Source organism: Streptomyces griseoloalbus (genome assembly GCA_014650015.1).
Lineage (GTDB): Bacteria > Actinomycetota > Actinomycetes > Streptomycetales > Streptomycetaceae > Streptomyces > Streptomyces griseoloalbus.
Genome location: BMUD01000003.1, coordinates 213047 through 226878, shown reverse-complemented (window position 1 = coordinate 226878; position 13832 = coordinate 213047). Strand labels below are relative to the sequence as shown.

At 73.4% G+C, this 13832-nt stretch carries 11 protein-coding genes; 8 read left to right on the top strand and 3 right to left on the bottom strand.

Annotated features, from left to right (window positions below; translation table 11 throughout):
- The first annotated feature begins 19 nt into the window (after window positions 1–19).
- From IE178_RS06290 to IE178_RS06265, 6 genes are all read left to right on the top strand, one after another.
- A complete protein-coding gene (locus tag IE178_RS06290) occupies window positions 20–1165 on the top strand; it encodes a sensor histidine kinase (RefSeq protein WP_193511569.1) in 1146 nt (381 codons plus the stop codon).
- Window positions 1166–1340: 175 nt separating this feature from the next.
- Window positions 1341–2462 carry a phenylalanine--tRNA ligase subunit alpha gene (gene pheS, locus IE178_RS06285; protein WP_184765564.1) on the top strand — a complete coding sequence of 374 codons (1122 nt, stop codon included), beginning with the start codon at window positions 1341–1343 and terminating at the stop codon, window positions 2460–2462.
- Window positions 2462–4975, top strand: a complete 2514-nt coding sequence (gene pheT / locus IE178_RS06280) for a phenylalanine--tRNA ligase subunit beta (RefSeq protein WP_184765565.1) — start codon at window positions 2462–2464, stop codon at window positions 4973–4975. The genes pheS and pheT overlap by 1 nt, the downstream gene beginning before the upstream one ends.
- A 377-nt stretch (window positions 4976–5352) precedes the next feature.
- Window positions 5353–6459, top strand: a complete 1107-nt coding sequence (locus tag IE178_RS06275) for a PP2C family protein-serine/threonine phosphatase (protein WP_193511568.1) — start codon at window positions 5353–5355, stop codon at window positions 6457–6459.
- A gap of 254 nt (window positions 6460–6713) precedes the next feature.
- Window positions 6714–8054: an NsdA family TPR-like regulatory protein gene (locus IE178_RS06270; RefSeq protein ID WP_193511567.1), complete on the top strand. Its 1341-nt coding sequence runs from the start codon at window positions 6714–6716 to the stop codon at window positions 8052–8054.
- 143 nt (window positions 8055–8197) lie between these two features.
- Window positions 8198–8725: an NUDIX hydrolase gene (locus IE178_RS06265; RefSeq protein ID WP_184765568.1), complete on the top strand. Its 528-nt coding sequence runs from the start codon at window positions 8198–8200 to the stop codon at window positions 8723–8725.
- A gap of 68 nt (window positions 8726–8793) precedes the next feature.
- Here IE178_RS06265 and IE178_RS06260 read toward each other — a convergent pair whose 3' ends face one another.
- The gene (locus IE178_RS06260; protein ID WP_184765569.1) at window positions 8794–9654 is read right to left on the bottom strand and encodes a 3-hydroxybutyryl-CoA dehydrogenase; all 861 of its coding nucleotides are present in this window, start codon (window positions 9652–9654) and stop codon (window positions 8794–8796) included.
- Between the two features lie 226 nt (window positions 9655–9880).
- On the opposite strand from IE178_RS06260, the gene IE178_RS06255 reads away from it, so the two are divergent.
- Complete coding sequence (locus IE178_RS06255) at window positions 9881–11116, top strand: glycoside hydrolase family 10-like protein (RefSeq protein ID WP_193511566.1); 1236 nt, start codon at window positions 9881–9883, stop codon at window positions 11114–11116.
- A gap of 1 nt (window position 11117) precedes the next feature.
- Here IE178_RS06255 and IE178_RS06250 read toward each other — a convergent pair whose 3' ends face one another.
- Together IE178_RS06250 and IE178_RS06245 are read right to left on the bottom strand one after the other, a co-directional pair.
- Entirely contained in the window at window positions 11118–11315 is a 198-nt protein-coding gene (locus IE178_RS06250) for a DUF1918 domain-containing protein (protein WP_184765571.1), read from the bottom strand.
- Between the two features lie 89 nt (window positions 11316–11404).
- Window positions 11405–12358: a DMT family transporter gene (locus tag IE178_RS06245; protein WP_184765572.1), complete on the bottom strand. Its 954-nt coding sequence runs from the start codon at window positions 12356–12358 to the stop codon at window positions 11405–11407.
- Here IE178_RS06245 and IE178_RS06240 point away from each other — a divergent pair.
- A complete protein-coding gene (locus IE178_RS06240; RefSeq protein WP_193511565.1) occupies window positions 12357–13829 on the top strand; it encodes an aminotransferase-like domain-containing protein in 1473 nt (490 codons plus the stop codon). The two genes, IE178_RS06245 and IE178_RS06240, sit on opposite strands and share 2 nt — an antisense overlap.
- Window positions 13830–13832 lie beyond the last annotated feature (3 nt).

Sequence of the window (13832 nt, the reverse complement as noted above, 5' to 3'; positions counted from 1 at the left end):
CGAGAGGTGGGGTACGGGGATGAGCGTCGGCACGAGCAGCGCACCGGGAGCACAGCGGGATGCGCGCCCGCCCGCGCCCCGGCCCGGTGATCTCGCCGAACTCGGCATCGACCCCGACCAGCTGCCCGACGGGCTCGTCGTCGCCGACGAACACGGACGGGTGATCTGCTTCAACGCGGCAGCCGCCCGCATCACCGCCGTCCCCGCCGAGCGGGCCCTCGGACGGAGACTGGAGACGGCCCTGCCGTTAGAGGACCTGGAGGGCCGCCGCTGGTGGCAGCTCACCGACCCCTACGGCGGCCTCGCCATCCGGGTGGGCCAGCCCGAACGCAACCTGCTGCTCCCCGGCGGACGCGAGGTCCTCGTCTCCGCGCGCTACGTCCGCACCCGGCCCACCGGACCGGTCCGCCGCGTCGTCGTCACCCTGCGCGACACCGAGGCCCGGCGCCGTACCGAGCGCAGCCACGCCGAGCTGATCGCCACCGTCGCCCACGAACTGCGCTCCCCGCTCACCTCCGTCAAGGGCTTCACCGCGACCCTGCTCGCCAAGTGGGAGCGGTTCACCGACGACCAGAAACGGCTGATGCTGGAGACCGTCGACGCCGACGCGGACCGTGTCACCCGCCTCATCGCCGAGCTGCTCGACATATCCCGCATCGACTCCGGGCGCCTGGAGGTGCGCCGCCAGCCCGTCGACATCGGCGCCGCCGTCGGACGGCACATCCAGGCCTACGTCGCCGCCGGGCAGCGCGCCGACCGGTTCCTGCTGCGGGTGCAGCACCCGCTGCCCGACCTGTGGGCCGATCCCGACAAGGTCGACCAGGTGCTGAGCAACCTGCTGGAAAATGCGGTGCGGCACGGCGAGGGAACGGTCACGATCGACATCACGCCCTCGGCGTCCCCGCGAGAACGGGAGAACGTCGAGAACGCGGCCACGTCGGTCACCGTGAGCGACGAGGGTCCCGGCATCCCGGAGGAGTCCATGAACCGCGTCTTCACCCGCTTCTGGCGTGGCAGCAAGCGCGGCGGGACGGGCCTCGGGCTGTACATCGTCAAGGGCATCGTCGAGGCCCACGGCGGCACCATCACGGTCGGGCGCGCCCCCGGCGGCGGCGCCCAGTTCCGATTTACGTTGCCCGTGGCGGCACCGGCGTATCTCACCTGAGACGTCCCAGGACCCCACGGGCGCGTTCGCGTTCCCTCACCCCGTTAGACTCGGCCTTTGGCACCTTTGCGTCCCGAGGACGAAAGCCGCGACGACGAACGACGCGACGACGAACGATTCGTCCACGAGTCGATGACGGGGACCATCAGCCAGCCAATCGGAAGCACGGGAAGAGATGTCGGCACCGAATAAGTCGTACGACCCTGTCGAGGTCGAGGCGTTGAAACCGGAAGAGATCGAGCGCATGCGGGACGGGGCGCTCGCCGCCTTCGCCGCCGCGGACTCCCTCGACGCGCTCCACGAGGCCAAGGTCGCCCACACCGGCCCCACCTCCCCGCTGGCCCTCGCCAACCGCGAGATCGGCGCCCTGCCGCCGCACGCCAAGGCCGACGCCGGCAAGCGGGTGGGCCAGGCACGCGGTGCCGTGAACAAGGGGCTCGCCGCCCGCCAGGCCGAGCTGGAGGCCGAGCGCGACGCGCGCGTCCTGGTCGAGGAGGCCGTGGACGTCACGCTGCCCCACGACCGCGTGCCGGCCGGCGCCCGCCACCCGCTCACCACGCTCTCGGAGCGCATCGAGGACATCTTCGTGGCCATGGGCTACGAGGTCGCCGAGGGCCCCGAGGCCGAGGCCGAGTGGTTCAACTTCGACGCCCTCAACATCGGCCCGGACCACCCGGCCCGAGGCGAGGCCGACACCTTCTTCGTCCAGGGCCCCGACGGCGGCACCGAGTCCGGCGTCGTGCTGCGCACCCACACCTCGCCCGTGCAGATCCGCTCCGCGCTCGACCGCGAGCTGCCGGTCTACGTGATCTGCCCCGGCCGCGTGTACCGCACCGACGAGCTGGACGCCACGCACACCCCCGTCTTCCACCAGGTCGAGCTGCTCGCCGTGGACGAGGGTCTGACCATGGCGGACCTCAAGGGCACGCTGGACCACATGGTGCAGTCGCTGTTCGGCGAGGAGATGAAGACCCGGCTGCGGCCGAACTTCTTCCCCTTCACCGAGCCGAGCGCCGAGATGGACATGCTCTGCTACGTCTGCAAGGGCGCGTCCGTCGGCAACCCCGACCGGCCCTGCCGCACCTGCTCGTCCGAGGGATGGATCGAGCTCGGCGGCTGCGGCATGGTCAACCCGCGGGTGCTCGTCGCCTGCGGCGTCGACCCGGAGAAGTACAGCGGATTCGCCTTCGGGTTCGGCATCGAGCGGATGCTGATGTTCCGCCACAACGTCGAAGACATGCGAGACATGGTCGAGGGTGACGTCCGGTTCACCCGGCCGTTCGGGATGGAGATCTGATGCGGGTCCCGCTTTCCTGGCTGCGGGAGTACGTCGACCTGCCGGCCACCGAGACCGGCCGCGACGTGCAGGCCAAGCTGATTTCGGCCGGCCTGGAGGTCGAGACCGTCGAGCACCTCGGCGCCGACCTCAAGGGCCCCCTCGTCGTCGGCCAGGTGCTGACCATCGAGGAGCTGGAGGGCTTCAAGAAGCCGATCCGCTTCTGCACGGTCGACGTGGGCCGGGCCAACGGCACCGGTGAGCCGCAGGAGATCGTCTGCGGCGCCCGCAACTTCGCCGTCGGCGACAAGGTCGTCGTGGTGCTCCCCGGGGCCACGCTGCCCGGAGGCTTCTCGATCGCCGCCCGCAAGACCTACGGCAAGGTCTCGCACGGCATGATCTGCTCCACCGACGAACTGGGCATGGGCGACGACGGCACGCACGGCATCATCGTGCTGCCCCCGGAGACCGAGGTCGGCAAGGACGCCATCGAGCTCCTCGAACTGGTCGACGAGGTCCTGGACATCGCCGTCACCGCCAACCGCGGCGACTGCCTGTCCATCCGCGGCGTCGCCCGCGAGGCGGCCATCGCCTACGGCCTGCCGCTGCGCGACCCGGCGCTGCTCGACGTGCCCGGTCCGAACGCCTTCGGCTACCCGGTGAAGGTCTCCGACCCCGCCGGCTGCGACCGCTTCACCGCCCGTACGGTGACCGGCCTGAGCCCCGAGGCACGCTCCCCGATCTGGCTCCAGCGGCGGCTGCAGAAGGTGGGCATGCGCCCGATCTCGCTCGCCGTCGACGTCACCAACTACGTGATGATGGAGCTGGGCCAGCCGCTGCACGCCTACGACCGCGGCCTCGTCCAGGGCGCCCTCGGCGTGCGCCGGGCCGAGGAGGGCGAGAAGATCGTCACCCTCGACGGCGTCACCCGCACCCTGCACGCCGAGGACCTGGTCATCACCGACGACCGCGGCCCGATCGGCCTGGCCGGTGTCATGGGCGGCGCCGACACGGAGATCGCCGACCACGACGACACCGAGAAGTCCACGGCCGACGTGGTCATCGAGGCCGCCCACTTCGACGCGGTCTCCATCGCCCGCACCGCACGGCGCCACAAGCTGTCCTCGGAGGCCTCCCGCCGCTTCGAGCGCGGCGTCGACCCGCAGGCCGCCGCTGCCGCCGCGCAGCGGACCGTCGACCTGCTGGTGCTGCTCGCCGGCGGCACCGCCGAGGCCGGCGTCACCGAGGTCATCGCCCCGAGCGCGCCGCACACCATCAGCGTCCCGGCGGACCACCCGGACAAGGTCGCGGGCGTCGCGTACGGCCGGGAGACCGTCGTACGCCGCCTCCAGGAGGTCGGCTGCGACGTGTACGGGCAGGACGAGCTGATCGTCACCGTGCCGTCCTGGCGGCCCGACCTCACCGACCCGAACGACCTGGCCGAGGAGGTCATCCGGCTGGAGGGCTACGAGAACCTGCCCTCCACGCTGCCCAGGCCCCCGGCGGGCCGCGGCCTCACCACCCGGCAACGGCTGCACCGCCGCGTCGGCCGCGCCCTGGCCGGCGCCGGATACGTCGAGGCGCTGAACTACCCGTTCGTCAGCGAGCAGGTCTTCGACCAGCTCGGCCTGGACGCGGACGACCCGGCCCGCCGCGTCGTCAGGCTGGTCAACCCGCTCAGCGACGAGGAACCCGCGCTGCGGACCTCGCTGCTGCCCGGCCTGCTCGGCGCGCTGCGCCGCAACGACGGCCGGGGCTCGCACGACCTCGCCCTCTTCGAGACCGGCCTGGTCTTCCACCCGCGCGACGAGCGGAAGGTCGCCGCGAACCTGCCCGTCGACCGGCGCCCGAGTGAGGCCGACCTCGCCGCACTGGACGCCGCGCTGCCCGACCAGCCCCGGCACGTCGCCGTCGTGCTGGCCGGCGCCCGTGAGCAGGCCGGCTGGTGGGGCAAGGGCCGCCCGGGCGACTGGGCGGACGCGGTCGAGGCCGCCCGGACCGTCGCCCGTGAGGCCGGCGCCGAGCTGGGCGTCCGCAAGGGCCAGTACGGGCCGTGGCACCCGGGGCGCTGCGCCGAGCTCACCGTCACCGTCGACGGCGCCGAGCGCGTCATCGGCCACGCCGGTGAGCTGCACCCGCGCGTCCTGAAGGCCCTGGGCCTGCCCGCGCGCAGCTGCGCGATGGAGCTGGACCTGGACGCCGTGGAGCGGGTCGGCCACGACACCCCGCAGGCCCCGGGCATCTCCACCTTCCCGGTCGCCACGCAGGACGTCGCGCTGGTCGTCGACGCGTCCGTGCCCGCCTCGGAGGTGGAGGCCGCGCTGCGCGAGGGCGCCGGCGCCCTGCTGGAGTCCATCCGCCTGTTCGACGTGTACGAGAACGCCGAGCAGCTGGGCGAGGGCCGCAAGTCGCTGGCGTACGCGCTGCGGTTCCGCGCGAGCGACCGGACGCTGACCGTCGACGAGGCGTCGGCGGCCCGCGAGACGGCGGTCGCCCTGGCGGGTGAGCGCACCGGAGCCGTCCTGCGGGGCTAGAGGGCCTGTCCGACAATTCCCGCCTGCCTCGCGACGCCATGCACGCACTCGCGCCGCACCGGGCGCAGAGCCGAGTACATCCTCCAGTACGAGGCTCTACGCCCGGCACGCCGAGAGCACGCACCTGACGCCGCGAGGCCGCCCTGCGGGCGGCGACGCGAATGGTCGGACTGGCCCTGGTTCCCGGACTGTGAGGGGTGTGGGAGGCGTGTGGCACGCCTCCCACACCCCTCATGTCTCTCGGCACGCCGGTCACCTCACTCGTTCGGGTGACTATTCGAGGTGATACGTCCGGATCGGGTGATGCGGTCGACAGAATCGGACCGGCCTCTCGAGGCCGGTCTGCGCTGTCCGGGCCTGAATGGGGGGCCATCGGCATGATCCGCTTCAAGCCTGGGGCTCCCCGCTGGGTGCCACCCAAGTTCCTGTCACGGGTGCCCACCCTCGCGGTGCCCGCGGCCTGGGGCGCCGTCGCGGTCGCCTACCGGATGACCTGCCCGCTCGCCCACGACGACGCCCTCGGGGCGCGCCTCGTCAGCAGCGCCGTCATGTGCGCCGTCGTCACCGGGCTCGTGCTGCACGTCCGGCGAAGGCTGCAGCGCGAACTGCGGCGGGCCCGCCGGATCGCGGACGCCGCGCAGAGCGTGCTGCTGCCGCCGCCGCCCCCGCGCGTCGACGGGCTGGCCGTCGCGGCGGTCCACCTGTCCGCCGACCGGGGGGCCCGGATCGGCGGCGATCTGTACGAGGTGGTCGCCACCGAGCACGGCGTACGGGCCGTCATCGGTGACGTCCGCGGGCACGGGCTCGGTGCCGTGCGGACCGTGGCCGCCGTCCTGGGCAGCTTCCGTGAGGCCGCCCACGACGAGGCGGAACTGGCCGGTGTGCTGCGCCGGCTGGAGCGGGCGATGGCCCGGCACCTGCGGGAGCGGGCCCACGGCGAGCCCGACCCGGCGGGCGCCGCCTCCGACGGCCCGGCCGGCGAGGAGTTCGTCACCGTACTGCTGCTGGAGATCCTCCCGGACGGGGAGGTGTGGGCCCTGAACTGCGGGCACCCCTGGCCGCACGTGCTGACCGGCGCCCGGGCCGAACCGCTCGCCCGCGCCGACCCGCTCCCGCCGCTCGGCCCGTTCCCGCTGCCCGCCGACCTCGCCACGGTCCCCTGCGGGCGCCTGCTGCCCGGCGACGCCCTCGTGCTGCACACGGACGGGGTCGAGGAGGCACGGGATGCCGAGGGCAGGTTCTTCCCGCTGCGGGACGTCCTCACCGAGGCCGCGCGCGAACATCCGCTCACGCCCCAGTCCGTGCGGCGCACGGTCCTCGCGGCCCTGCTGCGGCACACGACCGGCCCGCCGAAGGACGACGTGGCCCTGCTGGTCCTGCGCAACGAGCGTCCGTCCCGCCGTGCCCGGCCGGGGGCCCGGGGAACCGCGCGACCGGCCGCCGTGGACCTGCACCCGACCGATCACCTGCAGTTCCCCGCGTGACCGGCGCTGCCGCGCGCGCCGTCCGCCCCGCCACGGAGTGTCGGGCAGGCAGCCGGGCGGACGGCGCGCGAACGGGCCGCCGCACTGTACGAGGGGGAGCCGGCGGCCCGGCCGGCCTCTTTCGAGGCAATTCAGTCAAGCCGTTGGAGACTCTCCGCGACAGTGCGCGCACACTGTGGATTCGAGCACTCCGTTCACACCCCGTGTGAACGGGCAGCCACTAATCTGTCGGCACCGAGCCACCGGGGGGCCTCATGCAGCCCAATACTCTGCTCGACGCGATCCTGGACGAGGCCGGGATCTCGCACGCGGGCCTGGCCGCGCACGTCAACCAGGCGGGACGAGCGCGTGGCCTGGCCCTCAGGTACGAACACACCGCCGTGGCGCGGTGGCTGAAGGGGCAGCGGCCCCGGGGACGGGTGCCGGACCTGATCTGCGAGGTGCTCGCCGCCCGGCTGCACCGCCCGGTCACCCTCGACGACGTCGGGCTCGGCGTGCCCGGCGAACCGTCCGCCCCGCACACCGGCTCGCTCTCCGGGTTCGTCGAGCGGGCCACCGCGCTGTGGCGCTCCGACCAGCAGCGCCGCCCGCACCTCCTCGGCGCCCCGGCGGTCACCGGAACGCCCGCCGTGCTGCCCGTCTGGGAGTGGGAGAACCCTCCCGAGGACGTGGACGTCTCCCGCGGCGGCCGGCACCGGGTCACCGCCGGCGACCTCGACATGCTGCGCGCCGCCCGCACCCACTACGAGCAGATGTACCGCAAGGCGGGCGGCATGGCGACCCGCGCCCGGATCGTCGGTTTCCTCACCGCCGAGGCCGCCCCGCTGCTGCGCGGCAGCTACACCGATGCCACCGGCCGCCAACTGCACCGCGCCACCGGCGGCCTGGTGGCCGTCGCCGGCATCTGCGCGTACGACTCGGACGCCCACGGCCTCGCCCAGCGCTACTTCCATCAGGCGCTCCGGCTGGCCAAGGCCAGCGGCGACCGGGGACTGGGCGCCTATGTGATCGCGCTGCTCGTCAACCAGTCGCTGTTCATGCGCGAGTACCGGCAGGCCGTCGCCTTCGCGGAGGCCGCGCTGCGCGCCGCCGGCACCCACATCACCCCGGCGCTCGCCTCCGACCTGTACGCGATGCAGGCCAAGGCGTACGCGCACCTGGGCGACGGCACGAGCGCGCTGTCCTGCATCCGGCGTGCCGAGCGGAGCGCCGAGCGCATCCGGCGCGGACACGAGCCCGACGAGACCGGTTATGTCCAGCCCGGCCTGGTCAATGTCCAGGTGGCGGAGGCGCTGCTCAGCCTCGGTGAGATCGCGGCGGCCGGGGAGCACGCCGCGGCGGCCGTGGACAACCCCGCGCACGACCGGGGCCGGGTGCACCGGCTGGCCATGCTGAGCACCATCGAACTGCGCCGGGGCAATGCCGACAAGGCGGTGGCCATCGCGGTGCAGATGGCGGAGCAGGCCCGGGGAATGGAGTCGCAGCGGCTGCGCGACCGGCTGCGCGCGGTGCGTGAGCACCTCGTGCGCAGCGGCTGCGCGGGTACGGCCGACGCGGCCGAACTCATCGACGGGGCACTGCGCGTACCGCTGTAGCACGCGAGCGGTTCGGGGACGCCCGGGCCCGACGCGCGCCTCCGGCGCGCCTTCCGTTGCGCCGCGGGCGGCCTCCCGTGCGCCTGCTGCCGGACCGCTGCGGCTGCGATATTGCCACTTACTCGGCGGAAGGTGGCAGAACCATGCAGTGGACGAAACAGAACGAACAAACCGTGTACTCAAACCGCTGGTTCAGCGTGAATCTCGCGGATGTCGAGCTGCCGGACGGCCGACATCTCGACCACTTCCTCATACGGCTGCGGCCCGTCGCCGTGGCCACGGTGGTGAACGAGGCCAACGAGGTCCTCCTGCTGTGGCGCCACCGTTTCATCACCGACAGCTGGGGGTGGGAACTGGCGGCGGGCGTGGTCGAGGACGGCGAGGACATCGTCCGGGCCGCCGCGAGGGAACTGGAGGAGGAGACCGGCTGGCGGCCGGGGCCCCTGCACCACCTGATGAGCGTGGAGCCGTCCAACGGCCTCACCGACGCCCGGCACCACATCTACTGGGCCGACGAGGGCGAGTACGTCGGACACCCGGTGGACGACTTCGAGTCGGACCGCCGGGAGTGGGTGCCCCTCAAGGTGGTCCCCGACCTGGTCGCCCGCGGCGAGGTCCCGGCCGCCAACATGGCGGCCGCGTTACTCATGCTGCACCGTCTCAGGATCTGACGACGGGGGCCCGGCCCCTCGAAAGGCTCACCAGGTGCCGGGCCCCCGTCGAGCGGTGCTCCCGGCCGTCAGGCGTAGGTGTAGAAACCGGAGCCGCTCTTGCGGCCCAGCCGGCCCGCGTCGACCATGCGCTGGAGCAGCGGGGGAGCGGCGTACAGCGGCTCCTTGTACTCCTCGTACATCGAGTACGCGACCGAGGCCACCGTGTCCAGGCCGATCAGGTCGGACAGCTTCAGCGGGCCCATCGGGTGGGCGCAGCCCATCTCCATGCCGTTGTCGATGTCCTCGCGGCTGGCGATGCCCGACTCGAACATCCGGATCGCGGAGAGCAGGTACGGGATCAGCAGCGCGTTCACCACGAAGCCGGAGCGGTCCTGGGCGCGGATGGCGTGCTTGCCCAGCAGCTTCTCGGTGAAGACCTGGGCGCGGCTCAGCGTGCCCTCGGAGGTGGTGAGCGCCGGGATCAGCTCGACCAGCTTCTGCACCGGGGCCGGGTTGAAGAAGTGGATGCCGATGACGTGGTCCGGCCGCGACGTGGCGACCGCCAGCTTCACCAGCGGGATGGAGGAGGTGTTGGAGGCGAGGATCGCGTCCGGCCGGGTCACCACCTGGTCGAGCACCTGGAAGATCTCGGTCTTGACCTGCTCGTTCTCGACCACGGCCTCGATCACCAGATCACGGTCGGTGAACTCGCCGAGGTCCGTGGTGAAGCTCAGCCGGGCCTGCGTGGCCGCCAGCTCGTCCTCGCCGATCTTGCCGCGCTCGGCCGCCTTCGACAGGGAGTTGAACAGCCGGGTCCGGCCGATCTCCAGCGCTTCGCCGGTGGTCTCGGCGACCTTGACGTCCAGTCCGGCCCGGGCGCACACCTCGGCGATCCCCGCGCCCATCTGACCGCAGCCCACCACTCCGACGCGTTCGATGTCGGTCACATCGTCCCTTTCCGCTTTCCGGCGGCTCGCCTCATGGGCGCTCCGCGTCCCTTCGGCTCGCGCGCATGCGCTGCTTACGGCTGTGGCAGGTCCGCCGGGTCCCGGTGCCTGCTCCGTTCGTGCACGTTACTCCGAAGTATCAATGATCGATCGCGGGGGTGGGGCATCCTGGCCCCCGAGGCGGTCCGTTGACCAGGCGGTCCGGCGGGGTGTCCAGGGGGGCGCGATGGGGCGGGTGTCACGCAGGGCGTTCACGATGGCGGCGCTGGCCGCGCCGGCGACGGTGTCGCAGGCGTCCGCCGCGCCGGGGCGCCGCGTGGTGCCGGCCGCGGCGGCCGGCGAGATGCGCGGCATGTGGGTGGCCACCGTGACCAACCGGGACTGGCCCTCCCGGCCGGGGCTGAGCGCCGCCGAGCAGCGTGCCGAACTCATCGCCCACCTCGACGCGGCCGTCCGCGCCCGGCTCAACACCGTGGTCTTCCAGGTGCGGCCGACAGCCGACGCGCTGTGGCCCTCCCCCCACGAGCCGTGGTCGCAGTACCTGACCGGCATCCAGGGGCGGCATCCCGGCTGGGATCCGCTCGGCACGGCCGTCGCCGAGGCCCACGCCCGCGGTCTGCACCTGCACGCCTGGTTCAACCCGTACCGCGTCGCCCTGCACGCCGACCCCGCCCGGCTCGCCGCCTCCCACCCGGCCCGCCTGAACCCCTCCTGGGTCGTGACGTACGGCGGCAAGCTGTACTACGACCCGGGGCTGCCCGAGGTCCGCGCCTTCGTCCGGGAGGCGATGCTCGACGCGGTACGCCGTTACCCCGTGGACGCGGTCCACTTCGACGACTACTTCTACCCGTACCCCGTGGCCGGCCAGACCTTCGACGACGACCTCGCCTACGACACCCACGGCGGCGCCTTCCCGGACCGGGCCGCGTGGCGGCGGGACAACGTCGACCGGCTGGTGCGCGAGACGGCCGCCGGGATCAGGGCCATCCGGCCCGGCACCCGCTTCGGCATCAGCCCCTTCGGGGTGTGGCGCAACGCCGAGACCGACCCCCTCGGCTCGGACACGCGCGCGGGCGTGCAGACGTACGACGATCTGCACGCGGACACCCGTACGTGGGCCCGGGAGAACTGGATCGACTACATCTGCCCGCAGCTGTACTGGAACATCGGCTTCGCCGCCGCCGACTACGCCGCGCTGCTTCCCTGGTGGGCCGAGGTCGTCCACGGCTCCGGGACGCGGCTGTACGCGGGGGAGGCGCTGTACAAGGCGGGCGATCCGGCACAGCCCGCGCCCTGGCAGGACCCCGCCGAGCTCTCCCGTCACCTCACGCTGGCCGAGACGTACCCGCAGGTGCGCGGGCACGTCTTCTTCGCCGCCCGTGAGGTGACGGCCGATCCGATCGGGGCGATGGCGCGGGTGGTCGCCGACCACTACCGCCGGCCGGTGCGGCCCCCGCGCTGATCTACCGCCGTTGCGTCGTCCTGTGCCGGATCTCGGTGTCGGGGCCGGGCGAGCACACGCCCTCGTGTCCGTCCTCGAAGCGGACCCGGTAGGGCGGGTTCCCTCCCTGGCCCATCACTTCGACGATCTCGCCGACCTTGTCGTGCTGGCCGACCACCCTGCCGTGCTGGACAAGCTGGTCACCCTCGGTTGCGCGCATCGGGGCCTCCTCACCATGTGCGGGAGCAGCGGTCCGTGTCCTCGAGTCTACGGCGGAGCACGCCGCCCGGCAGCGGGCCGCACGGCCCCTCAGCCGCGTGCCCGCTGAGTGACGGCGATGCACACCAGCACCGCCGCGGCCGTCAACGGGGCGGCCACCGGCAGGTGCTCGTTCAGCAGCAGCACCGACCACACCAGTGTGAGCAGCGGCTGGGCCAGCTGCAACTGACTGGCCTTGGGGATGCCGATGGCCGCCATGCCCCGGTACCAGACGATCAGCCCGGCGAACTGCGAACCCGCCGCCACCCACAGCAGTCCGGTCACGCTGTGGGCGGTGAGCGTCACCGGCTCGACGGTCAGCGCGATCGCGGCGGCGGGCACGGTGAGCGGCAGACACAGCATCAGCGCCCAGCCGATCACCTGCCAGCCGGGCATCACCCGGGCCAGCCTGCCGCCCTCGGTGTATCCGGCCGCGCACACCAGCAACGCCGCGAACAGGTACAGGTCGGCCGTGGTGAGCGCGCCGCCGCTCTGCTGCACGGTGAACGCCACGACGGCGGCGGCTCCGGCGAGCGCCGCCACCCAGAAGGTGCGCGAGGGGCGGGAACCCACGCGCAGGGCGGACAGCAGCGCCGTGGTCAGCGGGAGCAGGCCCACCACGACGGCGGCGTGCGCGGTGGTCGAGGTCTGCAGCGCCAGGGTGGTCAGCATCGGGAAGCCGAGCACCACCCCGGCACCGACCACCGCCAGCCCGGGCCAGTGGTGCCGGGCCGGCGGCACCACCCGCCCCCATGCTCGGCTTCGCTCGCCCGGGGGCGCCCCCACGGCGAGCAGACAGCCGCCCGCCATCAGCGCCGCGAGCACACTGCGCACGGCCACCAGCGACCAGGGCCCGAAGCCCTCGAGGCCCCAGGCGGTGGCCGGGAAGGTGAGGGAGAAGGCGATGACGCCGAGGGCGGCCTGGAGGGTGCCGAGACCGCGACGGTCCCGGGCTGCGGGGACCGCTATCGCAGGGGTGGTAGTAGCGCTACTCTGTGCTCTCATGTATGAGCGTAGCAGCGTCGGTGAACTGGCGGATCAGCTGCGGCAGGAGATCGACCGCTACTCTCCTGGTGGGAAGCTCCCGTCGAGTCGCGCTCTGGTGGACCGGTTCCGGGTGAGCCCCGTGACCGTCTCCCGGGCGCTGGCGCGGCTCGCCGCGGAGGGTCTGGTGGTCACCCGGCCCGGCGCCGGCGCCTTCCGCGCACAGCCCCGGGCGTCGGCCGCTCCCGTGGGCGACACCTCCTGGCAGGAGGTCGCCCTCAGCGCGGACGGCGCCGCCGACCTGGTCCCGCGCTCGGTGGACGCCTCCGGGGTGCTGGTCTCGCTGGCCGCGCCGCCGCCCGGGGTGATCGAGTTCAACGGCGGCTATCTGCATCCCTCCCTGCAGCCGGAGCGGGCGATGGCGGCGGCGCTGTCCCGGGCCGGGCGCCGGCCGGGCGCCTGGGGGCGGCCGCCCGTGGAGGGACTGCCGGAGCTGCGCGAGTGGTTCGCGCGCAGCGTCGGGGGGCCGGTCACGGCGGCGGGCGTGCTGGTCACCTCGGGCGGGCAGTCCGCGCTGACCACCGCCCTGCGCGCGCTCGCCCCGCCGGGCGCCCCCGTACTCGTCGAGTCGCCCACCTACCCGGGCATGCTGGCCATCGCCCGCGCGGCCGGGCTGCGCCCGGTGCCCGTCCCCGTGGACGCGGACGGCGTACGGCCCGCACTCCTCGCCGACGCGTTCAAGGCGACCGGCGCCCGGGTCTTCGTCTGCCAGCCGCTGTTCCAGAACCCGACCGGTGCCGTACTCGCGCCCGAGCGGCGCGGCGAGGTGCTGCGGATCGCCCGCGAGGCGGGCGCGTTCGTCGTCGAGGACGACTTCGTGCGGCTGCTGGTGCACGAGGACGCGGGCCCGCTGCCGCGCCCGCTGGCCGCCGACGACCCCGACGGGGTCGTGGTGCACGTCTGCTCGCTGACCAAGGCGACCTCGCCCAGTTTCCGGGTGAGCGCCCTCGTCGCGCACGGTCCGGTGCTGGAGCGACTGCGGGCCATCCAGGTCGTCGACACCTTCTTCGTGCCCCGGCCGCTCCAGGAGGCCACGCTGGAACTCGTCGGCTCGCCCGCCTGGCCGCGCCATCTGCGCGCGATCTCGACCGCGTTGCGGACCCGCCGGGACACGATGACCGCCGCGCTCCGCCTGCACCTGCCCGAAATCGCCCTGCCGCACATCCCGTCCGGCGGCTACCACCTGTGGCTGCGGCTGCCCGACGGCACCGGCACCTCCGGGGCCCCCGGCCCCGGGGGAGAGTCCGCCCTGACCGCGGCAGCCCTGCGCGCGGGCGTCGCCGTCACGCCCGGCCGCCCCTACTTCAGCGCCGAGCCCCCGGCCGGGCACCTGCGGCTGAGCTTCGCGGCGGTGGCCGGTACGGAGGAGATCGCCGAGGGCGTACGGAGGCTGCGCGGCGCCTGCGACGAGGTACGGGGACAACGGGGATAACGG